Genomic DNA, 25,298 nt, shown 5'->3' with positions numbered 1-25,298 from the left:
CTGTGCCCAACTGCCCCTTCTGTCGTGTCACGCCGCGTCGTACGCCCGCTTGGTCAACGGAACCGCCTTCTCCAGCGTGGCCGCCGACGAGACGCGCACCTCCAGGTCACCCGTCCCGAGATGACCGATCCCGCGCATGTCACGGGTAAAACCCTCCTCCAGCTCCACAGTGTCCGGGTCGAGACGGAGACAGACCAGGAGCACCTCGTGCTTCGGACGGAAGAGAGCCGAAGCGACATTCACCATCCGCCGGTAGCCGATGTAGTGCCGCAACGGTGCCCCCTCGACCTCGCCCCACGCTGTGAGCGCATCGTCCAACTCCACGTACAGATCCCGCAGACACCCCGGAACGAGATCCGCCCCCGCCTGCGGAGCCGCCGACGGGTGAGGCCGGTGCACTCCCGGCCGCCACGTCGCGCGCCCGCGCCCGACGAGAAGACGCGGCGGCCAGGGAACCGGGCCAGGACTCGACGAGCGACAGACTCAGCAGACCGCCCTTGAACACCCGATAGTGCACCAGGTCGATCGCCCCGGGAAGCCGCTGCACGGCCACCCGCTCGTGGTGAGAGAAACCGGCCGCGATGCAGACCATCCGCGACGACGCCCGTCCACGGGCTCGGCCGCCTCCACGCCCAGCACTCTCCGTACCAGCGCCTCGAACTCGTGGTGCGCCGAGTCCAGCCAGGCCATGCAGGAGAGTGCCTGCGACACGATGCCGCTGTCCGTGCCCTTCTTGAACTCGATCACCACCCGGCTGCCGTTCTCGTCCAGCCCGAACGTGTCGATCCGCCCCCAGTGGCAGCGGATCCGGGCCCGGTCGCCGGACGGCCCTTCGGGGCGGGGCCGGGCTCGAGCGGCGGTGGGTGACGAATACCGCACCGCAGGTGCACCCGCTACTCCAAACCCTCTACACCTCGGCCCGCTCCGGATCGCGCAGCGGTCGAAGCCGGCCACCTGCCTCGCGCCGCCCGAGGCAGGATGGCTGGTGTCGCGCCAAAGGATTCATACCCATGCTGACGGGGTGTCAGAAGAGTCGGCATGGGGTCAGCATGAGTCCGGCTGGACGCTGTGGCAGATGGTCGGGCTCTGTGATGCGTCCGGCCGAGGATATGAGGGTCAACGCTCGGCCTGGTGGCGGGCTGACGGCCGGCTCGGAAGTGTCGGGGCGGGGGTGCGGTGAGGTTCCGGCTGTCGCACTCCCCGCCCATCGAATGTGCAGGTCAGCGCGTGCTGCGCGGCCTCAGGCGGGTGTTGGGGAGTTCGGGTGCGGGGAGGCGGTCGCCCGGGTAGCCGTGGACCTCGCCGAAGCGGTCGGAGGCGTTCTGCCAGTCCTGACGGGCCTGGGCGATGTCTTCGTGGGACCGCCCGATGAAGTTCCACCACATGACGATCTCCTCCCCGAACGGCGGGCCGCCGAGCAGCAGCAGCCGGGTCGGCTCCGCGGAGGTGTTGGTGAGCGTCAGGGTGTCGCGGCCGGGGCCGACGTAACCCAGCTCCGCCCGCTGTACGGGGGTGTCGCCCAGGCGGATGCCGCCCGCGTCGACGAGGACGCCGTGCTCGAACCCGGGGTCGACGGCGAGGGTGAGGCTCACGTGCGGGTCGAGGACGAGCTCGGCACCGAGCAGCGGGGTGAAGGTGCGCACGGGTGAGGTGTCACCGCACAGCGTCCCGAGGAAGACCCGGGCCACGGCCCCGTCCGCCCGGACCGGCTCGGGGACGTAGTGCTGGAAGTCGCGGTCCGCGTGCCGGTGCTCCTCGGGGAGCGCCACCCAGAGCTGGGCGCCGTGCAGGATCGTGGTGCGCGGCGTCGATACTTCCGTGTGGCTGATGCCGTGCCCGCCGGTCATGAGGTTGAGCTCTCCGGGGCGGACGAAGGCGTGGCTGCCCAGACTGTCGCGGTGCTCGATCTCCCCGGTGAAGAGCCAGGACACGGTCTGCAGTCCGGTGTGCGGGTGGGGCGCGACATCCATGCCGCCCGTCGCGGCGACATCGTCCGGGCCGTAGTGGTCGGCGAAGCACCAGGCGCCGATCAGGCTGCGGGACCGCTGCGGCAGGGTGCGGCGCACCGTCATCGCCCGCGGGCCGCCCAACGGGACGTCGCGGGCCGGCAGCACCTCGACCAGGGGGGCATCGTCGCCGTGCCCGTCGTCGGCCGAGGCCGCGCAGCGCACCTCGGCCGGATCCGTCTCAACGTTGCTCATCGTGGGCCACCCCCGGCATCATTCTTGTTGGATATTCAACTATCATGTCTGGATCATAGGAGACCACGGTCCGGGGCGCACGGCAAGCGCGCCACGGGCCGCCCCGGCCAGAAGGAGACCCGAGTGAGCGCCACCACACCCCAGGACCGTCGGCGGGTCTACGTCGACAAGCAGTCCCCCAAGGCGTACCACGCCCTGGTCCAGACATCCGAGGCCGTGCGCGCGGGTGCCGCCGACGCGGGCCTGGACCGGGTGCTGGTGGAGCTCGTCAACCTCCGCGTCTCGCAGCTCAACGGCTGCGCCTACTGCCTGGACGTCCACACCCGGGCGGCCCTGCGCGCGGGGGAGTCCACCCAGCGCCTCGGGGTCCTGGCCGCCTGGCGGGACACCGAGGTGTTCACGGCACGGGAACGCGCCGCCCTCGCCCTGGCGGAGGCCACCACCCACCCCGCGGACGCGGACGCGCAGGAGAGGGCCTACGGCGCGGCCCGCGAGGTGTTCGACGACACGGAGCTCTCCGCGGTCATCTGGGTGGCGATCACGATCAACGCCTTCAACCGCGTGTCCATCCTCAGCAAGCACCCGGTGCGCAGGGCCCCCGGGACCGGGACCCCGGCCTGATCCGGCCGGGCGGCCTACACACCGTCGCCCGGCCGGGCCCGGTCCAGCCAAGGGCCGAACTCGCTGTCCCGGACCAGCCGCCCGAGCTTGCGGTACTCCTGGAGCACCGCCGCGACGATCTGCTCCATGCCCAGCGGCTGCCCCGACTCCGCCGCCAGATAGGCGGCGGTCACCGCGCAGGCCCGGATCGACCCGCCCGCCAGCTGGAAACGCTCCGCACAGAACTCCAGGTCGAGCCCGGTCCCGCGGGGGATCGCCGTCCCCAGGCAGCGGTCCCACAGGGCGAGCCGCTGCGCGGCATCCGGAACCGGGAACTCCGCGATCACGTCGAGGCGGCGGGTGAACGCCTCGTCGAGATTGCCCCGCAGATTGGTGGTCAGCACCGCGATCCCGTCGAAGGACTCCATCCGCTGCAGCAGATAGGCGGACTCCACATTGGCGTGCCGGTCGTGCGCGTCCTTCACCTGCGAGCGCTTGCCGAAGATGGCGTCCGCCTCGTCGAACAACAGGATGCCGTTGACGTCGGACGCCTCGACGAAGATCCTTTCGAGGTTCTTCTCGGTCTCGCCGATGTACTTGTCGACCACCGTGGACAGGTCGATCACATAGAGCTCCATACCGAGCTCCGAAGCCAGCACCTCGGCGGACATGGTCTTGCCGGTGCCGGACTCGCCCGCGAACAACGCGATGATCCCGCGCCCCCGGCCACCGCCCGGCCGCATCCGCCACTCCCCGAGGACCCGGTCCCGGTGGCGGGCGCGCAGGGCGAGTTCGGACAGCTCGCGCCGGGTCGTCGGGGGCAGGACGAGATCGTCCCAGCCGACCGTCGGCTCGATGCGCCGGGCGAGCCGTTCGAGCCCCGCCCCGTTCTGCGCCCGGACCGCCGCCCGCAGGTCCCGCGTCTCCAGCGGCCGGTTCTCCGCCGCCGCCAGCCGGGAGGCGACCACGGAGGCCCTGCGTACCTGCATGGAGTCGAGCCCGTAGGAGGCGGTGGCCCCGACGAGTTCTTCGTCGTCCGGTCCGCCCCCGAAGGGCAGCCCGACCGCCGCGCCCGCCTCGGTCAGCGCCCGGTGCCATCTGCGCGCCGACTCCTGCGGACCGGGGGACGGTACGGGGACGACGACCGGGCTCTCCCCGGCCCACAGCGGATCCCAGTGCTTCTTCCCGTACACGGCCAGCGGCACCCCGCCGGCCTCCGCGCACAGGCTCCCGAGCAGCCGGCCCCGCTCGGGCCGTTCCGGGGCCAGCGCCTCCAGCGGCCCGAGGACGACCCCGCCACCGCTCAGCCGGGCCTCGGCCGCCAGGATCCGGAGAATCTCCTCCGGCTCGGACAGGGCGGTGAGGGCCGCGATGTCCACGACCAGCGGACGGCGCCCCGCGGCGAGCAGCGCACCGACCGCCAGCCCGCCCGGATCACCGCCCCGGTCGAGCAGATGCACCAGCCCGCTCCCGGTGCCCAGCGCCGCCGCGACCCGCCGGACCAGCGGACCGTCCTCGGCCGCCACGCCGGGCCCGGCCGCCCGGACGGTCCCGCGCAGCCTCCCGTCGACCACGTCGTCGCCGAGCAGATGGGCGGTGACCCTGTCCGGCACCCGCAGCACCCGGGAGAGCAGCGGCCGCTCCGGCTCCGTCACCTCCACCAGCCCGCCCGCCACCAGCGGCGCGGACGGCGCGAACCGGAACCGGCCGCCGCTCGCGGCGGGCAGCCCGCACAGTTCCAGCGCCAGACCGATGGTGGGCCGGCGCCGGGTGAGGTCGTCGTTGAGATACCCGTACAGCCGCTCGAACCGGCTGTCGATGTCCGGGGCCGTCGCGACGAGGAGCAGCTCGACGTCGATCGGCAGCAGCCCGAAGTCCTCGGCGAGCCGCCGGAGCCGGCTGCCGGGCGGGGACTGCGGGCCCGGCCCGGAGCCGTACGCGGGGACCGGGGTGAACGCGTCCCTGGACTCCACGATCCGTGCCGCCGCCTCGGGGGTGAGGTACTGCCCCCGGAACGGGTCGTCCGGCTGCGGGTCGGCTCCGCGCCGCACCGCCACTGCGTCCCTGACCCGCCGCTCGACGTGGACCAGCTGCTCCCAGAGGTCCGCGACGGCCGCGGCCGGGGCGGCGGCAGCCTCCCGGTCGTTGCGCGTACCGCGTGCCGTGGTCATCGGGCGGCGCCCCCGCGACGGCGCCGGCCCGGCGGCAGCTGCCGCTCGCGCTCGGCCGCGAAGCCCCGCGCACCGGGGTCGGACGCGCCGTCGTAGCGCAGCCGGCGTCCCGGGCCCGCCTCCTCGCCGTCCCGGGCGGCGGCGGTCCGCACCACCAGCCCCTCGGTGACCGGAGGCCCGGACTCCGTCCGCTCACCGGCCAGCGGTGCCCACACCCGCAGATCGATCGCGGCCTTGAGCTCACCGCCGAGCGCGGACCACACGTCCGAGGCCGACGGCCCGTCGATGCCCGGGCCCGCCGCCTCGATCTCGACGGCCAGCCCCAGCTCGGCGAGGCTTCCCGTACGCATCCGGTCGGGCAGCACGTCGGACCGTACGAGGCAGCGCAACACCTCGGACAGCAGGCGGTGCTCGTCCTGCGGATGGTTGGTCCAGGCGGTCACCAGATAGGTCAGTTCGAACCACCGCGGCGGGGTCCGCCAGCCGATGACCATGCCCTGCTCGTCGTGCTCCTCGGCCGTACCGGTGCGGCGCCGGGTGGCGTCCTCCCGGATGCGGTGCAGGAAGACGCTGATCGTGGGCGCGTTGCGCCGGGCCGACCACTCCTTCGTCGGAGCGTCGAAGACCAGGTCGACCCCGCTCTCCTGGAGCCCGGCGTCGATCAGCAGCAGCCGCAGCCCCTCGTCGACTTCGTGGATCATCGGCGTCCCACCTCGTCCGGCGGGACCATGGTCCCGCTGACCACCAGGAAGTCCACCGGGGCCGCCTTGAACCCGGGCCCGGTGGCGGTGATGGTGCGCGGCCCCGTCTCGTCCTTCGCCAGGATCAGCAACTGCGCGATGAACGTACCGTCCCGACGCGGGACCGTGGGCACCGCCGCCGCCGTGATCCCGGGCTTCCACGTCAGCTTCACCGGGGCGCCGGGCGGGAAGTCCTTGCCCCGCACGGAGGTGACGAATCCCGGCTTGCCGACCTCGGGCACCGTGATGATCCGGGGCTGGAGGATGCGCAGCTTCCTCCGGGACACGTTGTCGCCCCTGTCGGCGTCGGTGCCGGTGGTGGTGAGCGTCGCGGTGATGGTCGCGGTCAGTGCCCGGTCGGGTTCGAGGACGACCCGGACGACCGTGGAGGCGCCCGGAGCCAGGTCGGGCAGCGCGCACGAGCCCTGCCCGCAGCCCGACGGAAGCGGGCCCGCCGGGATGCCGGCCGGGAGCCCGAGCTTCAGCCGCAACCCGGTGGCCAGCGCGTTCCTGCCGTTGCGGACGGTGTACGTCACCACGACGCGGCCGCCGACGTAGCCGGGGCTGGGCTGCGCCTTCACCGTGACGCCCGGTCCGGCCTTCGGCGCGGGCGGCTCGGGGGCCGGCGGCCTGGGCGTGGTGGGCGTCGGGGACGGAGTGGGCGCGGGGGCGTCCTTGACCGGAACGGTCGTCCCGGTGGCGTTGTCCGTGGGGTTCGGGTCCACCACGGACCCGGCGACCGACCAGCCGATCCGCTGGTCACCCGTGGTCACCCCGGTCAGCCGGGCGGTCACCGTCACGCTCTGGCCCGGCCGGAGGACTCCCAGATCGCACTGGGGCGAGCCGGCGGCGCAGGACCCGACCGGGGTGGTGAGCTCCTCCAGACGCACTCCGGGCGGGGCGTCGAGGGTGAGCACGGTGCCGGGCGAGGCGGCGGGACCCCGGTCGGTGACCGTGACCGTCACCTCCCCGGTGGCGCCGACCTCCACCGCGGGAGCGGTGGGCGGAGCGGTCAGGGACAGGTCGACCGACTGCTGGAAGGCGGGCTCCTTCTGCCGCCCGGCGAGCCGCTCACCGAACGGGGTCAGGGTTCCGGAGGCCAGGTCCAGCACGGACAGCTGCTCCGGGGAGTTCGCCGCGGAACCGCGGCGCGAACTCAGCACCAGCCGCCCGCCGTCCGGCGACCAGGCCACGTCACGGGGCTGGAAAGGGCCGCCCGGCGGGGTGTCCGGAAGGTCCTGGCCGCAGGCGGCCGGGTCGCCGCCCGGGCCGGCCGGGAGCGCCACCCGGCACTCGCCACCGTTGAGCGAGGTGATCAGGATGCCGCCGCGCCCGCTGTTCTGGTCGTTGCCGCCGTCCTTGCGGTTGAAGGCGATGCTGGTGCCGTCGGGGGAGAAGGCGGGGCTGTCGTCGATCTTCTTGCACTCACCGGGACAGATCGTGGCGCTGAGGTCGTGCTGCTGGTCGAGATGGGCCACCGGCGCGGTCCAGATGTGCTTGATGCCGCCCAGGCCCCGGATCACATGGTTGCGGGTGAAGGCGAGGGTGGTGCCGTCCGGCGACCAGGCGGGCTGCGCGTCCTGCCCCGTCAACTCCCCGGCCGGGGGCACGACCTTGCCGATGATCGCGCCCGTCGCGACGTCCGCGACGAGGATGCTGCTCGGCCCCGCCTTGTCGCCGGCCCCGCCGGGTGAGGTCCTGGTGAACGCCAGCTTGGTGCCGTCCGGCGAGAACGCGGGGTCGGTGTCCCAGTCACCGGGGTTGCGCCCGTCGAGCGGCATCACCGCAGGGTTGCCGCCGTCGGCGTCGGCCAGCCAGATCCGTTCGGAGCGGATCCCGTCCAGGGTCTCGAAGCGGGTCATGACGATGCGCCGGCCGTCCGGGGTGTAGCTCTGCCGCTCGGTCCACGGGTCGTACCCGTCGTTCGGATCGAACAGCAGGTCCTTGTCGCTCGTCTCGGTGGCCTGGGGATCCTCGTGCAGGACGGTGATCCCGAGGTCCCGGGGGTCCGAGCCGTCCTGCCGGACGTCCTGGAGCGTCGCGACAACCGTCTTGTCCTCGTTGTCGTTGCCCGGCCTGCGCGACGTCTGACGGGAGACGATGGCGGTCCCGCCGTCCAACGGGCCCGTCCAGGTGGGGGAGTCGACCTTGCGGTTCTCGTCCAGTTCGGTCCTCGGTACGGCCCCGTCGAAGGCGATTCCCCGGTAGACACGTTCGTACTGGCACGTGCAGTCGCGGCCGAGGTAGAGCAGACCCGATCCGTCCGACAGCCAGGCGGCCGAGCGGGTGCGCCAGGTCGCCAGCCCGCCGCCCAGCAGCGCGCGGTCGGTGCCGGGGCGTCCCTCGGTCACCCACAGCCTCGGATCGTCCTCCTTCGCGGAGGGGTTGAGGGTGTACGCGATCTGGTCGCGGTGGGCGTCGTCGTCCACCGGGTTCCACGCGGGTTCGGTCGCGCTGCCGGTCGCGTTGCTGACGACCCTCGCCGCCCCACCGGACACGGCCTGTTCGTAGATGAGCCCGGCGCCTTCGGGGCCGGAGTCGCAGGAGAACGCGACGCGTTTGCCGTCCGGGGAGAAGGTGGGGGAGGTCTCGTTGTTGCGGGTGTCCGTCAGCCGCCGCAGACCGGTGCCGTCGACGCCGACGACCCACAGGTCGCGCTGGACCAGGCCGTCCGCCCCCCGCTCCGCGGAGTCGAACACCACCAGCTGTCCGTCCGGGGAGAGTTCGGGGTGGGCGGCGTCCCGCTCGCCGGTGAGCTTGCGTACCGTGCCGTCCGCCTCGCGCACGTACACCTGGGGGCGCACACTGTCGCGCAGGCTGGTGAAGACCATCCGGTCGCCGCGTACGAACGGGTCCTGGTCGTAGTGGGCCGGTCCGTCCCCGAACAGCGGGTCGGAGCTGGTCGTGCCGGTCACCCGGCCGATGCTGCGGTGCTCGGTCCCGGCGTAGGTGATGCGCCCGGCGTCGGCCGGGGTCTCGTCCGCCGCCGCGGCCAGCCGTGGCGCACCCTGCGGGGCGGACGCGGATCCCGCCACCAGCAGCGGTGCCAACAGCATCACGGCGCCCACCAGTCGGCCCAGCCTGGTATGCCTCGCAGGGCCAGCAGTGCCGGTCACGGCCCACCTCACAGTCTGTCGATGACTCTCCAAGTCCAGCATCGCGGCTGCGCCGGGCGGGGGACAGGTCCGGAGTACCCGGACCGGGGGAAGCGACGGTTGCCCTTTGCGGCGCCCCGCCGTCCACCCCACCGGCCCGGGACCGTACGGACCGGCGGACCCCCGCGCGGTGCGGCCCGGACCGGCCGGCCGCGCGGGGGCCCGCGGCGGGGCTCAGATCAGCCCGTGGCGCATGGTGTAGCCGACGGCGTGGGCCCGGTTGCGCAGTTCGAGCCGGGTCACCACCTCGTGCAGCACGTTCTTGACGGTGCGTTCGGAGTACGAGGTCTTCTGCGCGATCTCGGCGGTGCCGTAGCCCTCCGACACGAGCCTGATCATCTCCGCCTCCCGGGTCGTGAGCGTGGACAAGGAGAGCCCGCGGGGGTCGAGGACGGTGCGCTGGAGGCTGCTGACATGGTCGAGGAGCTTGCCGAGCAGGTCACCGGGCAGTACTCCCTCACCGTTAGCCATCGCCGTGACCAGGTGCGCCAGACTGTCCTGGTTGGCCTCGGCGCGCCGCAGCACGGCCGCGACCCCGCACTCGATCATGGTCTGGAGCGCGCCCGACTCGAAGAACCCGACGACGAGCCCGGTACGGGTCGCGGTGTTGCGCTGGAGGCGCTGGAGCAGCTGGATGGTGCGTTCGTCCACCATGTCCACCACCACCAGCGAGACCTGGGCGCGGTCCGCCTCGGCCTCGTCCACCAGCTCTATGTCCGGACGCGGGCGTAGTTGATGAACCACACCGGTCCGCAGGATCAGGTCCTCCGCGTACACGGCGACGGAGACCCTGTCCCCCGGAAGTCTGTTGGTGCCGGCCGCCGCGAGGCGTTCCGACGCGGTGGGCCTGCGGTACCGGCTGCGGTCCGCCGACCCGTTCATCGATTCTGCTGTGATCGTCATTTCGTTTGCGTGCCTGTCCTTCTCAGAAGCTTCCCGTTCGATACCCCCGTTGCCGCGCTCGGCCGCACCGGTCCCCGGCAGGGTGAACGGGCCCGCGGGAGGGCCGCCGGGACACCGGACCGGTGGGCCCGCGGGGCACCACCCCTGCCCGATCGTTGCCCTCGCGTCTCTGCTGCCGGGCCCCGGTCTCGGCCTAACGTCGCATCGTGACCACATCTGCCGAACTCGAAACGCCCACGGTGACGGTGTCGCCCGGCGCCGAAGCGACGACCACACTGACCGTGCGCAACGACGGGGACATCGTTGAGGCGTACACCCTCGAAGTGGTCGGCGACTGTGCCGCGTGGAGCACTGTCGAGCCGGCGAGAGTGTCGCTCTACCCCGGAACCTCCGAGGTGGTGACCGTGCGGCTCGCGCCGCCCCGGTCCTTCGAGGTCCGCGCCGGTGAAATCCCTCTGGGTGTACGGGTTCTGCCCGCGGAGCACCCCGAGTCGGTGGCCGTTCCCGAGGCCACGGTGATCGTCGAGCCCTTCCACGAGCTGCGGGCGGACCTGGACCCGCGCAGGCGCTCCGGCTGGCTCGGTGCCCGCTTCCGGACCGCGGTGCAGAACCGGGGCAACACCCCGGTCGACCTGGGGTTCACCGGAAAACAGGACGGTGAGGAGCTCCGGCTCGCCTTCACTCCGGCCCGACGCCGCCTGGAACCGGGCGAGTCCGCCGAGGTGGGGCTGAGGGTCAGGACCCGGAAGCTGATCTGGTTCGGCAAGCCGGTCGCCTGGCCGTTCGAGGTCCGGGCCGCCGAGGGCACCGAGGAAGGTACGGAGGAGCCCGGCCGCACCGGGACGGTGCCCGGTGAGTTCGCGCAACTGCCCGTACTGCCCCGGTGGCTGCTGATCGTCCTGGCCGCGCTGCTCGCGCTGCTGCTGGCCTGGTTCGCACTGATCCGCCCCGCGATCAACAGCAGCGCGAAGGAGGCGGTGGCCAAGGCCGCGCAGGAGAAGAACCCCGACGGCAAGCAGGACAGCTCGGCGGGCGGCGCGGGCGACCAGGGGGACGGCAAGGGCCAGGGGGACGGCAAGGGCAAGCCCAACACGTCCGGTGGTTCCGGTGGTTCGGGCGGCTCCGGATCGGGCGGCGGGGACGGGGGCTCCACGCAGAGCTCGGCGACGATCGACGTGCAGACCGCTCCCGGGGCCAAGAAGGACAAGGCGTACCGCGTCGAGAAGGGCAAGGTCTTCGGGATCACCGACATCGTCGTGGCCAACTTCCAGGGCGACGAAGGGGTGCTGACGATCTCCTTCGGCGCGCGGAAGATCACCACCATCGCCCTGGAGACCTTCCGCAACCAGGACTACCACTGGGTCACCCCCATCGAGATCCAGGAGAACGAGACCGTCACCGCTTCCGTGACCTGTGCCAAGCCCGGCACACCAGCGACCGGAACCCAGGCCTCCGAATGCCACCAGGTGCTCAACGTCAGCGGTGAGCTGCGAGATCTCGCCCGGTAGAAACAAAAGCGCCGGGTCCCCGGCTTCCCCCGCGAAGGATGAGAACAGCAGATACCCCCGTCGAGTGAAACCCGCCTTGCCGGGCATGTGGCAGTTTCTTTCGCCTGTACAGATGAAGGGTCTGGACCTTTCGGTTGCTCCTTTGCGCCGGGATGGCGCGGGATTTTCGGTCCGCGGCCCTTCCGGGAACGCCGGAAGGGCCCGGCGAAAGGTCAACTCCCCTTTGGGGAGCGGGTTTCCGAACGGTCGGTCGGGGGTTGCGGCCTGTTCTCGATTCTGGCTGGTTTACGCCTGGCAAAGCTCGATGCGGGGTTGCCGCGGGGCTCGTCGGGCGCCTCCGGGAATGCCCGGCAGGGGGCATGTGCGACGCCATTCGCCCTAGCAGGGTAAGGGTAATTCCGCCGCGCAACACGCCGGTGGAAGCAGTGGAATTCTTGCCGAAACGAGTTGTACACCTTGCCGTCATGCGGCCGGCGCGAGAAACGTGGCGCACGCCACTGCCGGTCCGTGAGGGGAAGCAATTCCCGCCGCACGGGTGCCCGGGAAGGCAGTGTTCTTGCCCCGTGCCCAGGACCTTGGGACCTACTGTCCGCCACGGCCGCCGGGGAAGACTCGGCGACGAACGAACGACCACGCGAAGGAGCGAGCATGCCGTCGTACCTCACCCCCGGTGTATACGTGGAGGAGGTGCAGTCCGGAGCACGGCCCATCGAGGGAGTCGGCACCGCGGTCGCAGCCTTCGTCGGTTTCGCGGAGTCCGGACCCTTCCACCAGCCGACGCTGGTGACGAACTGGGACCAGTACGTCCAGACCTTCGGTACTTTCACCCCGGACACGTATCTGACGCCCGCGGTCTACGGCTACTTCGCCAACGGCGGCGGCGCGGCGTACATCGTGCGCATCGGCGGCCCCGCGGAGGGCTCCGGCCAGGCCGGGGCGGCCGCGGCGGTCGCTTCCGCGGCACTCGGGGGCTTCCAGGTCTCCGCCCGGCCCGGCGTGAGCGGGGAGCTCTCCGTCGAGGTGGCCGACGCCGAGGGCGAGAACTCCCCGGAGGACCGGTTCCGGCTGCTGGTGCGGCAGGCCGGCAAGGTGGTGGAGACCTTCGACGTCTCCAGCCGCAAGAACGTCAAGGGCTACCTGGTCACCCAGACCCGCCAGTCCAAGTTCATCCAGGTCACCGAGGCGCCCGGCGCGACCCCGGCCCGCCCGGAGAACCAGACCCTCGCCCTCGCCCCGGCCGCCGCCCCCGGCGCCGGAGTCGCCCGGATCGACCCGGCCGAGTACGTCGGCGACGCCACCGCCCGTACCGGTTTCGCCGGTCTCGAGGCGATCGACGAGATCACCATGGTCGCCGTCCCGGACCTGATGAGCGCCTACCAGCGCGGGGACATCGACGCCGACGGCGTCAAGGCCGTACAACTGGCCGTGATCTCGCACTGCGAGCAGATGGGCGACCGGGTCGCCGTCCTGGACACCCCGCCCGGCATGAACGCCCAGCGCGTGCGAACCTGGCGCAACGACGACGCCGGATACGACTCGCGCTACGCGACCGTGTACTACCCGTGGCTCAAGGTCTTCGACCCGGCGACCGGCCAGAACACCCTGGTCCCGCCGAGCGGTCACGTCGCCGGTGTCTGGGCGCGCAGCGACGGCGAGCGCGGTGTGCACAAGGCCCCCGCCAACGAGGTCATCCGCGGCGCGCTGGACCTGGAGGTCCGCCTCAGCAAGGGCGAGCAGGACCTGCTCAACCCGATCGGCGTCAACTGCGTACGCGCCTTCCCCGGGCGCGGCATCCGGATCTGGGGCGCGCGCACCCTCTCCTCCGACCCGGCCTGGCGCTACCTCAACGTGCGCCGCCTCTTCAACTACCTGGAGGAGTCGATCCTCCTGGGCACCCAGTGGGTGGTGTTCGAGCCGAACGACGACCGCCTGTGGTCGAGCATCCGGCGCAATGTCACCGCGTTCCTCACCGAGGAGTGGCGCCGGGGCGCCCTCTTCGGCCGCACGGCCGAGGAGGCGTTCTACGTCAAGTGCGACCGTGACAACAACCCGCAGGAGTCGATCGACCTCGGTCAGGTCGTCTGCGAGATCGGCGTCGCCCCGGTGAAGCCCGCGGAGTTCGTGGTCTTCCGCCTCGCGCAGTTCTCCGACAGCACCAGCCTCGTCAACGAGTGACCCGGCAGGGTCCGCAAGAACGGAACAGGTGACACAGAGTCATGGCAGAGGGCGATGCTCTTTCCACTCACGTCTTCGGCGTGCAACTCGGCGGCTATCTCGTCGAGTCGATCCAGGAGATCAGCGGCCTGACGGTCGAGGAGGAAGTCGTCGAGGTCCGTCAGGTGACCGCCGAGGGCAAGCAGATCATCCGCAAGCAGCCCGGCGCGCGCCAGGCGGGCGAGGTGACCATCACCCGCGGGCTCGACAAGAGCAGCGAGTTCACCAAGTGGATCAAGGAAACGCTCAACAACGGAGCGGTCGACACCGCGCGCCAGAACCTCACCATCGAGATCAAGGACTCCAAGGGTGACACGGTCCGGCGCATCCAGCTGATGCAGGGCTGGGCCAGCAAGTGGGAAGGGCCCTCCCTGAAGGCCGGTGAGTCCAGCGCCGCCACCGAGTCGGTGACCATCACCTTCGAGGAGATCGTGGTCGAATGAGGCGCCGGACCGTTACGTCGGGCGGGCTCGACGAAGTCCTCGACAACCTCGCCTCGGCCACGTCCGCCGCACGGGAGGAGGCGCAGGCCCAGGCGCCCGCGCCTCCCGCCGCCCGGAACCAGCAGCCCGATCTGCGTACGGAGTTCGAGTTCGAGCTCCCGCGCGGTTACGTCGACGACGACGGGCAGGTCCACCGGACGGGCTCGATGCGGCTGGCGACGGCCCGCGACGAACTGCGCCCGCAGATCGACCTGCGGGTGAAGGAGAACCCGGCGTATCTGAGCGTGGTGCTGCTGAGCCAGGTGATCACCCGGCTCGGCACCATCACCGATGTGCACGCCGGGGTCGTCGAGCGGATGTACGCCACGGACGTGGCGTTCCTCCAGGACTTCTACCGCCGGATCAACAGCGAGGGCCACACCCACGCGGCGGTGACCTGTCCGCTGTGTCAGGGGTCGTTCGAGGTGGACCTCTCGGGTGGGCGCCTGGGGGAATCGTGACGTACGCCCTTCCCCGCCTGCGGGAGGAGATCGCGTACATCGCCTACCACTTCCACTGGCAGCGAGAGGACATTCTCGACCTCACCCACGGCGAGCGTCAGGAATGGGTGCGGGAGATAGCGCGGATCAACACCCGCGTCAACGAAGGCGGGTGATCGTGTGGGGTTCGGAAGCTGGTTCCGCAGGACGGACCGGGAGCGGTCCGCGGCGCCGCTGCGGGACGGTGCCGGCACCGGGCACGCCCCGGAGCCGGCGCCGGACCCGGAGCCGGGCCGGGAGGACGGCGCGGCCGCACGTACGGCCGGTGACTGGGACGGCGGCTGGCGGCGGGTGGCCCCGGTGGCGGTCACCGTCGCCCGGTCGTCGATCGGGGTCAGCGACGGACTGCGGTTCCGGGACGGCCTCGCCTCCTGGCAGGACCTCGGCTTCGGCAGCGAACTCGGCCATGCCGTACTCCCGTCCGCGCCGGTGGGACTCATCCACGGTGTCGCCCGTCCGGGCGCCGCGCGCTCCGAGGCCCCGGGCGGGCCGCTGCTGCTGCGCGCTGCCCAACCCGCAGAGGCGGAACCGGACACCGGTGGTGCCCGTCCGGCGTCTGCTCCGGCGGGCCATGCGACCGGCAGGGGCAGGGTGACCGGGAAGCCTGCCCCTGCCACCGTCCAGCGGGCCGGCGGGGCACCGGGCCGGAGCCCCGGCAGCCCGGCCGCGCCGGAACCGGCCCCGGAGAGGCGTACGGGGACGGCCCCGGCCGCATCCGGGACGCCGGCCGTCGACCCGGCGGCGCCGTCGGCCTCGGCTTCTCCGCAGCGTCCGGCGGATCCCGCACCGAGTCCTGCCCGGGCCCCGCGGACCCGGTCCGCGGCGGTACGCCCGCAGCGGACCGCGCCGCCCCTGATCGTCGCCCGGCGCCCCGCGATGCCGCTGCGGCGGATCGCCGGGATCGCACCGGCCACCGTCACCACCCCCGTGACGCCCACGGCAGCGGAAGCACAGGCCGCACCGCGAGCGGCGCGCCCCCGTACGGCGCAGCCGGACCCGGCCGTGCGCCCGGAGGGCCCCGGGACCGCACCGGACGCCGCACCGACGGCCGACCGCCCCGCGGCTGATCGCACCTCCGTCGAGACGGTGCGTCCAGCACTGGGCCGCCCCCTGCGGGAAATGCCCACAGGGGCGGTACCCGCGGCCCCGGCCCCGCGCAGCGCGCCCGCGGCACCCGTCCCGCAAGGGCAGCCGGGAGCGGGCCTGCCCGTGGTCCAGCGTCAGGCAGCGGACGCCACGGCCTCGGCGGGGACCACCTCGCCCGCGCCCTCGCCCGCCTCCGCGGCCACCCGCGCGCAGTCGTCTCCGTCCTCGCCCCTGCCTCCGCAGGGCCCGGCGGGCAGGACGGCGGAGGGGCCTTCGGCCCCCCGGTCATCGTCGGCCCCCGGAGCGGGAGCCTCGCACGTGGATGGGCCGAACCCGGTGTCCCGGTCCGCGCAGCCGGCGCGGCCCGGCGGGTCCGCTGCGCAGGCCCGCGCCCGTGGCGGGATCGGCACCCCGCTCCCGTCGCTCCCGTCGACCGCCCGGCTCGGCAACGACGCACCGCTGCTCGGCGGCCGCGGCCGGACCCGGTCAGGAGCCGCGGGCCCGCAGCCGGAGATCGCACAGGGGCAGGGGCCCGGGACGCCGCTGCCCTCCGTCACCCCGACCGGACCGACGCAGAAGTCCCCGAACGCGTCCGCCGGCCTGCCGCTGCGCGCCTCCGCCGCACCCGGGGGCCCCGGCACCGCGACCCCGGGCGCCGCACCGGTCCAGCGGACGGCGAACAGCGCCGCCACGAACGCCACGCCCCTGAACGCCACGCCCGCGGGCAGCACCCCCGCGAGCAGCACCTCCAGGAGCGCGACGCCGACCGGCGCCACGCCCCCGGACACCGCCGGACCCCGGAACACCAAGCCCTCGAAGCCGGCCCCCACCGCCCCCGTCCCCGTGCAGCCGGTACGCATCCGCCGGATCACCCCGGACCGCGCACCGGGACGGGTATCCGGAACGGCCACCCGCGCCATGCCGACACTGCCCGCCGTCCAGCGGTCACGCCCCCTGCTCACGGGCCGCACCCTGAAGGTGAACACCGGCTCCGGGGAGGGCTTCTCCGGTCCGGCGGCGCGGGGCACGGCCCGTCCTCCGGTCGTGCCGGCCACCTGGCGCCGCGACACGCCCCAGCAGGTCCCCGCCGCCCCGCCGCGGGGGACTGGCAACCCCGGCCCGAACCGCCCGCCCGCGACCGCCCCGGGACCGGCACCGAGGACAACGGCCTCCGACGATACCGTCGTACGCACACCCGCTCCCGCGTCCACCCCCGACGCCGCCGCGGCCCCCGGGCCGCGTTCCGCTCCGGCGGGTGACGGTCCGAGTGCCGCTCCGGCGCCGGGCTCCGGTCCGGGGCCGCGCGCGCGGGCCGGCCGGGGGGAGCGCGGCGGCTCCCTGCTGCGGCTCGTACAGCGTTCGGTACGCGGGGGTGGGGCGGCCTCCGATCCCGCAGCCGCCGGTGCCCGCCCGCAGGCCCGGCCGGCCGCGGCCCGACCGGCCCCGCCGCCCACGGTGGCGCGTCCGGCTTCCCCGGTCCGGGCGACGGCCCCCTCCGTACCGTCCCGGCCGGCCGTCCCGGTGGTACGTCCGCATCCGCCCGCGTCCCACGGGCCGGGGGCGCCCGTCACCCCCGTGCAGCGCGCACCGCTGCCGGTCGTGCCCGAGTCCGCCACTGCCGCGCCCACCGGGCCGGACGTCGGCCCCGGCTCCGCGCATCCGGGGCCGCCGGCCCTCTCGGTACGCATCCCGCAGCGCCCACCGGCCTCAGCCCCGCCCGCCCCGGCGCCGCGCCCGGGTACCTCCGCGCACCACGCCGATGTGCTCCAGCGCGCGGCGGCCGACGCCGGGATCACCGGTGTTCCGGTCCGGGCGGTCCAGGCGAAGCCCGCCCCGGCGCCGGGGCGCCCGGGGCCGGCGGCACCCGCCCGGGCCGGCGCCGCGGACGCCCCGGAGACCCATCGGATCACCGGGGCGGACATCGAGGAACTGGCCCGTCGGCTGATCGACCCGGTGAGCCGGCTGATCCGCGCGGACCTGCGCAGAGGCCGCGAACGCACCGGGCGGCTGTACGACGGACGTCGCTGACCGGCCGTTGAACGGGCGGAAGCAGCAAGGAACTTGGAAGAAGCCGGAAGAAGAGAAGCACATGACGGACAACATCTTCGCGACGAGCGTGTTCTTCAAGCTCGTCATCGGGGGCAGCGACCTGGGAGCGTTCCACACCTGCTCGGGACTGGGCGCCGAGGTGGAGATGGAGCAGTACGCCGAGGGCGGCAACAACGGTTTCACCTGGCAACTGCCGGGCCGGATCACCTGGACCAACATCACTCTGACCCGCCCCGTCACCGCCGACACGCTCAAGATCGCGCGCTGGCTCAACGAGACGATCCAGCGGGTCGAGCCCAAGGACGGCGAGATCGTCGCGCTCCGCCCGGACCTCAGCCGCATCATCAGCTGGCAGGTGCACGGAATCGTGCCGGTCCGCTGGCAGGGGCCGTCCTTCGACCCCGCCAACTCCCAGGCCGCGATCGAGACGCTGGAGATCGCGCACGAAGGCCTGGAGCCGTCCTGATGAAACGTCATGTCGCCGGACCGCACGAGAAGTAGACACCGAAGAGAACAGGGAGGAGGGGCACAATGTCACCCGCTGTCCGAGCGAGCCGTGCTCGCGCCCAGCTGACCATCATGGAACCGCCGCCGACCGTCGGCGTGAAACCGGGCGCGAACCTCGCCCGGATCACCCTGCAGTTCAACCCCGCGACGCTGTCGCTGAGCAAGAGCACCGAGTGGCGGCGCACCCCGTCCCGGACGGCCGGGCAGTCCGCGCTGCCCGAGTTCGTGGGCAGCGGCCCCCGGACCCTGTCCCTGGAGGTCTTCCTGGACTCCACCGCCACCCACGACAACTCGGTCGAGAAGGCCGTGGAGCAGATGATGCTGGCCTGTGTGCCCACCCCGCGCAGCCTGGCCAACAAGACGCCCGCCAGCCCCTGGGTCCGCTTCGACTGGGGCACCTCGAAGTCCACCTCCTTCGACGGCGTGCTCTCCAACTTCTCGGTCTCGTACACCCTGTTCGACGTCGACGGGAAGCCGCTGCGCGCCACCTGTTCCCTTTCCATCGAGGAGGCGAGCGTCGATCCGGCGGGCCAGAACCCCACCTCCGGCTCGCGGGAGGCGCGGCGTACCCACCGGGTCGTCGCCGGGGACAGCCTGCCGTTGCTCGCCTGGCGGGAGTACGGCGACGCCACCGCGTGGCGCACCATCGCGGAGGCCAACGACGTGGACGACCCGATGCAGTTGATCCCCGGCACGGACCTGCTCGTGCCCGGGCTGGAGGACCATGTCCGGGAGGCCGGCCGATGACCGCCCCCGGACGTTCCTTCGCCGCCGACCCCATCGTCGAGGTCCCCGCCGAACTGCCGGCGGCCTGGGCCGCCCAGCTGGTGAGCTGCGTGGTGGACGAGAACGTCGGCCTGCCGGACACCGCCGTGCTGATGTACCGCGACCCCGACCACAAACTGCTCACCGCCACCGGTGTCACCATCGGCAACCCGTTGAAGATCTCCGTGGTCACCGTGCAGGAACGGGGGCGCGAACGGCTGTTCACCGGCGAGGTCACGGCGATCGAGCTGGACAGCGACACCACCGGATCGTTCACGGTGATCCGGGCCTTCTCCAAGGCGCACCGGCTCCAGCGCGGGCGGAAGGTGGCGGCCTTCCGCAACATGAAGACCGCCGACATCGTCCGCAAGGTCGCGGCGGACGCCGGGCTGGCCTGCGGGAGGATCGAGGCCGCGCCGATCACGTACAAGCAGCTCACCCAGCCCAACGTCTCGGACTGGGAGTTCCTCCAGTACCTCGCGGGGGAGAGCGGAGCGCAGGTGCGGGTGGACGAGCAGGGGATGCTCCAGTTCGTGAAGCCGAAACCGGCCTCCTCCGCCCCCGCGCCGACCACCCCGGCGAGCCGCCACCCGATGGTCCTGGAGTACGGGCGCAATCTGCTCGCCCTGCGCGCGGTGCTGACCGGGGCGGACGGGGCGGACAGTGTGGAGGTGCGCGGCTGGAACGTCGACACCAAGACCCGGCTGGTGGCCCGCGAGCAGTCCGTGCGCAGCGAGACGGTGACCCCGGGGATGAGCCCGTCGGCGGTGGCCGGGGCGTTCGGGAAGGGCGCCCGGATGACGGTCACCGACACCCCGTACCGCACCCAGGCCGAGGCCACGGCGGTGGCCGGGTCGGTGGCCGCCTCGGTGAGCTCCGGCTTCGGGGAGATCGAAGCCGTGGCCGAGGGCAACCCCCATCTGCGGGCGGGTGAACCGGTCGCCCTCGGAAACGTCGGCCCCGCGTTCTCCGGACGCTACACCGCGACCGCCGTGCACCACGTGCTCGAACCCAACGGCGGCTACCGGACCACCGTCCTGGTCAGCGCGGCCCCCGACCGTTCGCTGGCCGGACTGGCCGGCGGCGCGAACGCGCCCGCGCGCGGCCCGCGGATGCCGGGCCTGGCGATCGGCGTGGTCACCGACATCCGCGAGGGCAGGACCGAACGCGGCTGGGTCAAGCTGAAGTTCCCCTGGCTCGACGACACCTACGTCACCGACTGGGTCCGCACCGTGCAGTGGGGCGGCCAGGGCGGCGGCGGAGTGTTCAGCCCCGAGGTCAACGACGAGGTACTGGTCGGGTTCGAGCAGGGCCTGCTGGACAGTCCGTACGTGATCGGCGGCCTCTACAACGGGGTCGACAAGCCGTCCCCGCACGACGTTCCGCTGGTCGACGCGACCAGCGGAAAGGTCAACCGCCGCTCCCTGGTGTCCCGTTCGGGCAACCGGCTGGAGCTGCTGGACGCGCCGCGCGGCCCCTCCGGCGTCCGCATCGCCACCGGAGACAAACGGCTCGACGTCCGGCTGGACGAACGCAAGGGCGAGATCACCCTGACCGTGTACGCCCGCGGCGGCAGCCGGGCACTCAGCTCCGTGACCCTCTCCTCGTCCGGCATCACCCTGGACGCGGGAACGGGAAACGTGGACATCAAGGGCCGCTCGGTGAACGTCACCGGCAAGACCGGTGTCACCATCGACGGTGGACTGCTCGGCGTGCTCAAGGCGAAGCTCATCAGAATCAACTGATCAACCATCACTACCCGAGGTGCCGTCAACTCGGCGGTTCCGCGAGTCCCTTTCACCGGCGAGGAGAAAACCGACCATGCCCCCCGCAGCCCGCACGGGCGACAGCACCGCCCACGGCGGCGTCATCGGCACCCCGCCCCCGGGCGCGGTGGCCGTCGCCACCGTGCTGATCGGCGGGCGGCCCGCGGCCGTCACCGGGAGCCTGCACGTGTGCGTCGTCCCCCCGCACGCCGCACTCGGACCGGGCAACATGATCATGCCCAACCCGGCTGCCGCGCTCGGCGGACAGGTCCTGATCGGCGGACTGCCCGCCGCCCGGATGCGGGACAACACCAGCTGCGGCGCCCCCATCATCAGCGGCGCGCTGAACGTCCTGATCGGGGGCCCGATGTGAGCGGCGGCGGATTCATCGGACGCGGCTGGGGCTTCCCGCTGCGGGTCGGTGCCACGGGCGGCATCGGCATGGTGGAACGGGACCGCGAGATCGAGGAGGCGATCGGCCTGATCCTCGGCACCGCCCCCGGCGAACGGCCGATGCGCCCGGAGTTCGGCTGCGGCATCCACGAGTACGTCTTCGCCCCCGGCGACGGCGCCACCGCCGGGCGCATCGCCCACGAGGTCCGCACCTCGCTGGAGCGGTGGGAGCCGCGCATCGAGGTGACCGACGTGGTGATCGCGTTCGACGCCATCGAGGAGGGCACCCTGTACATCGACGTGCACTACACCGTGCGGGCCACCAACGACCTGCGCAACCTCGTCTTCCCCTTCTACACCATCCCGTCCTCCGAGGGATCCGACGAAGCGGGAGCACGCTGATGGCCCTGCCCTCACCCAACCTGGACGACCGGCGCTTCCAGCAACTGGTCGACGAGGCCAAGCGGTACGTCCAGCAGCGCTCCCCGGAGTGGACCGATCACAACGTGTCCGACCCCGGGGTCACCCTCATCGAGACCTTCGCGTACATGGTCGACCAGCTGCTCTACCGGCTGAACCGGGTACCGGACAAGAACTACGCGGCCTTCCTCGACCTGCTCGGCATCACCCTCTTCCCGCCCACGGTGGCGCGGGCCGAGGTCGACTTCTGGCTCTCCGCGCCGCAGCCGGAGACCGTGCGCCTCCCGGCGGGCACCGAGGTCGCCACCGCCCGGGGCGAGACCGAGGAGTCCGTGGTCTTCTCCACCGCCGGCGAACTGGCCATCGTGCCGAGTTCGCTGGTCAGGCTCGTCACCGCCCCCGTCTCCGGAGACCAGACGGACCGCACCGCACCGCTCGGCGCGGGCAAGGACATCCCGTGCTTCCAGCCCAGGCCGGAGCCCGGTGACGCCCTGCTCTTCGGGCTGCCCACCGCCGTGCCCCGGTGCATCGTCGCCGTACGGCTGGACAGCCGGGTGGAGGGCGTGGGCGTCGACCCCCGCCAGCCGCCGCTGGTGTGGGAGGCGTGGGACGGGGCCCGCTGGGTGGTCTGCCAGACCGGCACCGACAGCACCGGCGGGCTCAACCGGCCCGGCGAGGTCATCGTGTTCGTCCCGGCCGGGCACACCGCTTCGGTCACCGCGGGCGTACGGGCCGGATGGCTGCGCTGCCGGGTCACCGCGCCGGAGCCGGGCCAGCCGTTCTACTCCGAGTCGCCGACGATCCGCGAGGCGGAGGTCTTCACCGTCGGCGGCACCATGGACGTCGAACACGCCGAGACCGTCCTCGACGTCCCGCTCGGCACCTCCGAGGGCGTCGCCGGGCAGCGGTTCACGGTGAGCCGCGCGCCGCTGCTGATGGACGGGGAGCCCCCGGTCGTCCAGGTGTCCACCGCGGAGGGCTGGGAGGTCTGGACCGCGGTGGAGCACTTCGGCACCTCCGCGCCCGACGACCGGCACGTGCGGATCGACGCCGTGTCCGGCGAGTTCGCCTTCCCGCCGGAGGTGCGTGAACCGGACGGCACGATGCGCTCCTACGGGGCGGTGCCCGAGAAGGGCGCACAGCTGCGGGTGCCCCGCTACCGTACGGGCGGCGGCTCGGCCGGCAACGTCGCGCGCGGCGCCATCAGCGTGCTGCGCAGCTCCGTGCCGTACGTGGCAGGGGTGGAGAACCGCGAGGCCGCCCGGGGCGGCGTCGACGGGGAGACCGTGGAGAACGCGAAGACCCGGGCCCCCAACATCCTGCGGGTCCAGGAACGCGCGGTCACGGCCGGGGACTACGAGTCCGTCGCCCGCGAGGCCGCGCCCTCCCTGCGCCGGGTGCGGTGCCTGCCCGCCGTCGCGGGCGAGGCCGGGGCGGTACGCGTCCTGGTGGTGCCCGACGCGGTGCCCGACCGGGGCGGGCAGCTCCGGTTCGAGCAGCTGATCCCGTCCGACGCCGTGCTCGCCGCGGTCACCGAACGGCTCGACGAACGGCGCCTGGTCGGCACCCGTCTGGTGGTGGAGCCCCCTGCCTACCAGGGCGTCACCGTGGTCGCCCGGCTGGTGACCACCGGCGGTGACGCGGACCGGGTCCGGGCCGAGGCGGTCGCCGCGCTGTTCCGCCACATCGACCCGCTGCGCGGCGGAGCCGACGGAGCCGGATGGCCCTTCGGCAGGCCCGTGCAGTACGGCGAGATCTTCGCGGTGCTCCAGAACGTGCCCGGCGTCGCCCTGGTGGAGGAGGTGCGCATGTTCCCCGCGGACCCGATCACCGGCAGGCGGGGGGCGGCGGTGCAGCGGATCGACGTCGCGCCCGGGGCCCTGGTCTTCTCCCACCAGCACCAGGTGGAGGTCACCACGAGCGGGGCCGGTGACGGCGTATGACCCGAGCCGCGGTACCCGGACTCCCCAGCCGCTATCCGATCGGCGGACTGCTGCCCGCCCTGTACGCGGACGACGACCTGGCGCAACGGTTCACGGCGGGCCTCGACACCGTGCTGGCGCCGGTCCTGTCCACCCTGGACAACCTCCCCGCCTACTTCGACCCGTCGCTCACGCCGGCCGACTTCCTGTCCTGGCTGTCGTCCTGGGTGGCGGCCGACATCGACCCGGCCTGGCCGCAGGAGCTGCGCCGGGCCCTGATCGCCCGCGCCGTCGAACTGCACCGGTGGCGCGGCACCCGCCGGGGCCTGCTCGAACACCTCCGGCTCTGCTTCGGCGTCGAGGCCGACATCCGGGACGGTGGTGGCGCCGCCTGGTCGAACGCACCGGGCACCGCGCTGCCTCCGGCACCCACCGGAGAACTGCTGGTACGGGTATGGGCGCCGGACGGCCGGCCCGTGGACGCGAACCGGGTCCGGGACGTCGTCGCCGCGTCCTGCCCCGTACACCTCACGCACCGGGTGGAGATTCTGCCCGGTCCACCGGACGAGACAGGAGGCTGACGCGATGCGCTCGTGTCCGGCGTGCGGTGCGGCCAACCGCGAGGACGACGAATTCTGCGGGAACTGCGGTTCCTACCTGGGCTGGTCCTCCCGGCAGCCGGACAGCACCCCCGCCCCGGCCCCCGCCCCGGCCCCGGCCCCGGAGCCCACCGGGCCCGCGGCTCCGGACAGCGACCCGGCGGCCGAACCGGCCGCTGGTCCGGCGACCGCTCCGGCAGCCGGCCGGACCTCCGGGACGGCGCCCGAGCCCACGCCCGAGCCGCCGACCCCGGTCCCCGCGCTCCCGGTCGAACCGGCGCGCACCCGTGCACCCGAGCCGGCCGAACCGCCGCCCCCGGTCCCCGTGACGACCCCGACCCCGGCACCGACCCCGGTGTCTTCGCCGGACCCGGACCCGGCGCCGGAACCTGAGCCGGTCCCGGAACCCGCCCCGCCCGCCGCGGTGCGCCCGGCCCTGCCCGCTGCCGCGAAGCCGCAGCCCCCGGCCCCGCGAACGGACGGGTCCGACGAGCCCGTGGGCGCGGTGCAGCCCGCGAGACCGGTCACCCGGCGGCCCGTGGTGCGCCCCGTCGCGGCCGAGGAGGAGCCCGACGGGCCGCCGTGCCCGGCCTGCGGCACGCCCAACCTGCCGGGCCGCCGGTTCTGCCGCCGCTGCGCCGCACCCCTCCGGCCCAAGGAGGAGGCGGCGCCACTGCCGTGGTGGCGGACCGTATGGCCGTTCCGCCGCCGGGTCAGGAGCGGATCGGGCCGGGCGCTGCGCCGCACCGTGCTGGCCCTGGCCGTCGTCGGCCTGCTGTTCGTGGGCTACCTGCTCGTACCGGCGGGGCGGTACGCCTACGAGGACGTACGCGACAAGCTCGGCAAGACGGCGGAGATCGGTCCCAGCGGGGTCACGGCGAGCGCCGACACCCCGGGCCACCCGGCCAAGGCCGTCACCGACAGCCTGACCAACAGGTACTGGGCGGCGCCCGACCTGGGGGCCTCCCTCACCTTCACCTTCGACCGGCCGTTCCGCATGGTCGGCGTCGTGATCTACCCGGGGTCGTCCACCAAGCCCGAGGAGTTCCGGCAGACGGGCAGGCCCACCGAGATCGAGATGATCGTCACGAAGAAGGACGGCGGCACCGAGACGGTGAAGCTGAAGCTCAACGACAAGCCCGGCAAGTTCACCGAACGGACCCGCATCAGCGACGCGGTCTCCGTCAAGCTGGTGACCAGGGCCGCCTCCGGCCAGGGCGAGGGACGACCGATCGCCGTCGGCGAGGTGGAGTTCTACCGGCGCGCCTGAACCGGCACGCACACGGACCGGGCGGGCCGGGGCGAACTGCCCCGGCC

Annotated in this window: 23 protein-coding genes; 15 read left to right on the top strand and 8 right to left on the bottom strand. The window is 73.1% G+C overall.

Annotated features, from left to right (window positions below):
• Window positions 1-27 precede the first annotated feature (27 nt).
• From ACFCV8_RS16845 to ACFCV8_RS16835, 3 genes are all read right to left on the bottom strand, one after another.
• The gene (locus ACFCV8_RS16845) at window positions 28-324 is read right to left on the bottom strand and encodes a hypothetical protein (RefSeq protein WP_376686102.1); all 297 of its coding nucleotides are present in this window, start codon (window positions 322-324) and stop codon (window positions 28-30) included.
• 159 nt (window positions 325-483) lie between these two features.
• Window positions 484-879 (bottom strand): hypothetical protein, encoded by a 396-nt coding sequence (locus ACFCV8_RS16840; protein ID WP_376686101.1) that lies wholly within the window; start codon window positions 877-879, stop codon window positions 484-486.
• 341 nt (window positions 880-1,220) lie between these two features.
• Entirely contained in the window at window positions 1,221-2,201 is a 981-nt protein-coding gene (locus ACFCV8_RS16835; RefSeq protein ID WP_376686100.1) for a pirin family protein, read from the bottom strand.
• A gap of 123 nt (window positions 2,202-2,324) precedes the next feature.
• Between ACFCV8_RS16835 and ACFCV8_RS16830 the strand changes: the two genes are divergently transcribed.
• On the top strand, window positions 2,325-2,822 hold the full coding sequence (locus ACFCV8_RS16830) for a carboxymuconolactone decarboxylase family protein (protein ID WP_376686099.1): 498 nt from the start codon (window positions 2,325-2,327) through the stop codon (window positions 2,820-2,822).
• A gap of 14 nt (window positions 2,823-2,836) precedes the next feature.
• On the opposite strand, the gene ACFCV8_RS16825 is transcribed toward ACFCV8_RS16830, so the two are convergent.
• The 4 genes from ACFCV8_RS16825 to ACFCV8_RS16810 form a co-directional block, all read right to left on the bottom strand.
• Window positions 2,837-4,972, bottom strand: a complete 2,136-nt coding sequence (locus ACFCV8_RS16825; RefSeq protein ID WP_376686098.1) for an ATP-binding protein — start codon at window positions 4,970-4,972, stop codon at window positions 2,837-2,839.
• Window positions 4,969-5,673: a DUF4255 domain-containing protein gene (locus ACFCV8_RS16820; protein ID WP_376686097.1), complete on the bottom strand. Its 705-nt coding sequence runs from the start codon at window positions 5,671-5,673 to the stop codon at window positions 4,969-4,971. The genes ACFCV8_RS16825 and ACFCV8_RS16820 overlap by 4 nt, the downstream gene beginning before the upstream one ends.
• The gene (locus tag ACFCV8_RS16815) at window positions 5,670-8,768 is read right to left on the bottom strand and encodes a hypothetical protein (RefSeq protein ID WP_376686096.1); all 3,099 of its coding nucleotides are present in this window, start codon (window positions 8,766-8,768) and stop codon (window positions 5,670-5,672) included. The genes ACFCV8_RS16820 and ACFCV8_RS16815 overlap by 4 nt, the downstream gene beginning before the upstream one ends.
• A 273-nt stretch (window positions 8,769-9,041) precedes the next feature.
• Window positions 9,042-9,770 (bottom strand): LuxR C-terminal-related transcriptional regulator, encoded by a 729-nt coding sequence (locus ACFCV8_RS16810; RefSeq protein ID WP_376686095.1) that lies wholly within the window; start codon window positions 9,768-9,770, stop codon window positions 9,042-9,044.
• 206 nt (window positions 9,771-9,976) lie between these two features.
• Between ACFCV8_RS16810 and ACFCV8_RS16805 the strand changes: the two genes are divergently transcribed.
• The 5 genes from ACFCV8_RS16805 to ACFCV8_RS16785 all read left to right on the top strand — a co-directional run bounded on the left by ACFCV8_RS16805 (window position 9,977) and on the right by ACFCV8_RS16785 (window position 14,590).
• Window positions 9,977-11,278, top strand: coding sequence for a hydrolytic protein (locus ACFCV8_RS16805; RefSeq protein WP_376686094.1), 1,302 nt, complete (start codon window positions 9,977-9,979; stop codon window positions 11,276-11,278).
• A gap of 648 nt (window positions 11,279-11,926) precedes the next feature.
• On the top strand, window positions 11,927-13,453 hold the full coding sequence (locus ACFCV8_RS16800) for a phage tail sheath family protein (RefSeq protein ID WP_376686093.1): 1,527 nt from the start codon (window positions 11,927-11,929) through the stop codon (window positions 13,451-13,453).
• A 41-nt stretch (window positions 13,454-13,494) separates the two neighbouring features.
• Window positions 13,495-13,935 carry a phage tail protein gene (locus ACFCV8_RS16795; protein ID WP_018553078.1) on the top strand — a complete coding sequence of 147 codons (441 nt, stop codon included), beginning with the start codon at window positions 13,495-13,497 and terminating at the stop codon, window positions 13,933-13,935.
• A complete protein-coding gene (locus tag ACFCV8_RS16790; RefSeq protein WP_376686092.1) occupies window positions 13,932-14,435 on the top strand; it encodes a hypothetical protein in 504 nt (167 codons plus the stop codon). The genes ACFCV8_RS16795 and ACFCV8_RS16790 overlap by 4 nt, the downstream gene beginning before the upstream one ends.
• Complete coding sequence (locus ACFCV8_RS16785) at window positions 14,432-14,590, top strand: DUF6760 family protein (RefSeq protein WP_352276778.1); 159 nt, start codon at window positions 14,432-14,434, stop codon at window positions 14,588-14,590. Before ACFCV8_RS16790 ends, ACFCV8_RS16785 begins: the two co-directional genes overlap by 4 nt.
• A 1,104-nt stretch (window positions 14,591-15,694) precedes the next feature.
• On the opposite strand, the gene ACFCV8_RS16780 is transcribed toward ACFCV8_RS16785, so the two are convergent.
• Window positions 15,695-16,522: a hypothetical protein gene (locus ACFCV8_RS16780; RefSeq protein WP_376686091.1), complete on the bottom strand. Its 828-nt coding sequence runs from the start codon at window positions 16,520-16,522 to the stop codon at window positions 15,695-15,697.
• Window positions 16,523-17,135: 613 nt separating this feature from the next.
• Between ACFCV8_RS16780 and ACFCV8_RS16775 the strand changes: the two genes are divergently transcribed.
• The 9 genes from ACFCV8_RS16775 (at window position 17,136) to ACFCV8_RS16735 (ending at window position 25,251) form a co-directional block, all read left to right on the top strand.
• Window positions 17,136-17,588: a hypothetical protein gene (locus ACFCV8_RS16775; RefSeq protein WP_376686090.1), complete on the top strand. Its 453-nt coding sequence runs from the start codon at window positions 17,136-17,138 to the stop codon at window positions 17,586-17,588.
• 61 nt (window positions 17,589-17,649) lie between these two features.
• The gene (locus tag ACFCV8_RS16770) at window positions 17,650-18,075 is read left to right on the top strand and encodes a phage tail protein (protein WP_072486909.1); all 426 of its coding nucleotides are present in this window, start codon (window positions 17,650-17,652) and stop codon (window positions 18,073-18,075) included.
• A 65-nt stretch (window positions 18,076-18,140) separates the two neighbouring features.
• Window positions 18,141-18,863 (top strand): peptidase M23, encoded by a 723-nt coding sequence (locus ACFCV8_RS16765; RefSeq protein ID WP_376686089.1) that lies wholly within the window; start codon window positions 18,141-18,143, stop codon window positions 18,861-18,863.
• The gene (locus ACFCV8_RS16760) at window positions 18,860-20,626 is read left to right on the top strand and encodes a VgrG-related protein (protein WP_376686088.1); all 1,767 of its coding nucleotides are present in this window, start codon (window positions 18,860-18,862) and stop codon (window positions 20,624-20,626) included. Before ACFCV8_RS16765 ends, ACFCV8_RS16760 begins: the two co-directional genes overlap by 4 nt.
• A 76-nt stretch (window positions 20,627-20,702) precedes the next feature.
• The gene (locus tag ACFCV8_RS16755; protein ID WP_376686087.1) at window positions 20,703-21,020 is read left to right on the top strand and encodes a PAAR domain-containing protein; all 318 of its coding nucleotides are present in this window, start codon (window positions 20,703-20,705) and stop codon (window positions 21,018-21,020) included.
• Complete coding sequence (locus ACFCV8_RS16750) at window positions 21,017-21,442, top strand: GPW/gp25 family protein (protein ID WP_376686086.1); 426 nt, start codon at window positions 21,017-21,019, stop codon at window positions 21,440-21,442. The genes ACFCV8_RS16755 and ACFCV8_RS16750 overlap by 4 nt, the downstream gene beginning before the upstream one ends.
• Complete coding sequence (locus tag ACFCV8_RS16745) at window positions 21,442-23,403, top strand: putative baseplate assembly protein (protein ID WP_376686085.1); 1,962 nt, start codon at window positions 21,442-21,444, stop codon at window positions 23,401-23,403. Before ACFCV8_RS16750 ends, ACFCV8_RS16745 begins: the two co-directional genes overlap by 1 nt.
• Window positions 23,400-23,963, top strand: a complete 564-nt coding sequence (locus ACFCV8_RS16740; RefSeq protein WP_376686084.1) for a phage tail protein — start codon at window positions 23,400-23,402, stop codon at window positions 23,961-23,963. Before ACFCV8_RS16745 ends, ACFCV8_RS16740 begins: the two co-directional genes overlap by 4 nt.
• 4 nt (window positions 23,964-23,967) lie before the next feature.
• Window positions 23,968-25,251 (top strand): zinc-ribbon domain-containing protein, encoded by a 1,284-nt coding sequence (locus tag ACFCV8_RS16735; protein ID WP_376686083.1) that lies wholly within the window; start codon window positions 23,968-23,970, stop codon window positions 25,249-25,251.
• The last annotated feature ends 47 nt before the right edge of the window (window positions 25,252-25,298 follow it).

Source organism: Streptomyces sp. NPDC056347, from assembly GCF_042262625.1.
GTDB lineage: Bacteria > Actinomycetota > Actinomycetes > Streptomycetales > Streptomycetaceae > Streptomyces.
Note: the sequence above shows the minus strand (reverse complement) of the source record. Positions and strands in the feature narration are given on the sequence as shown.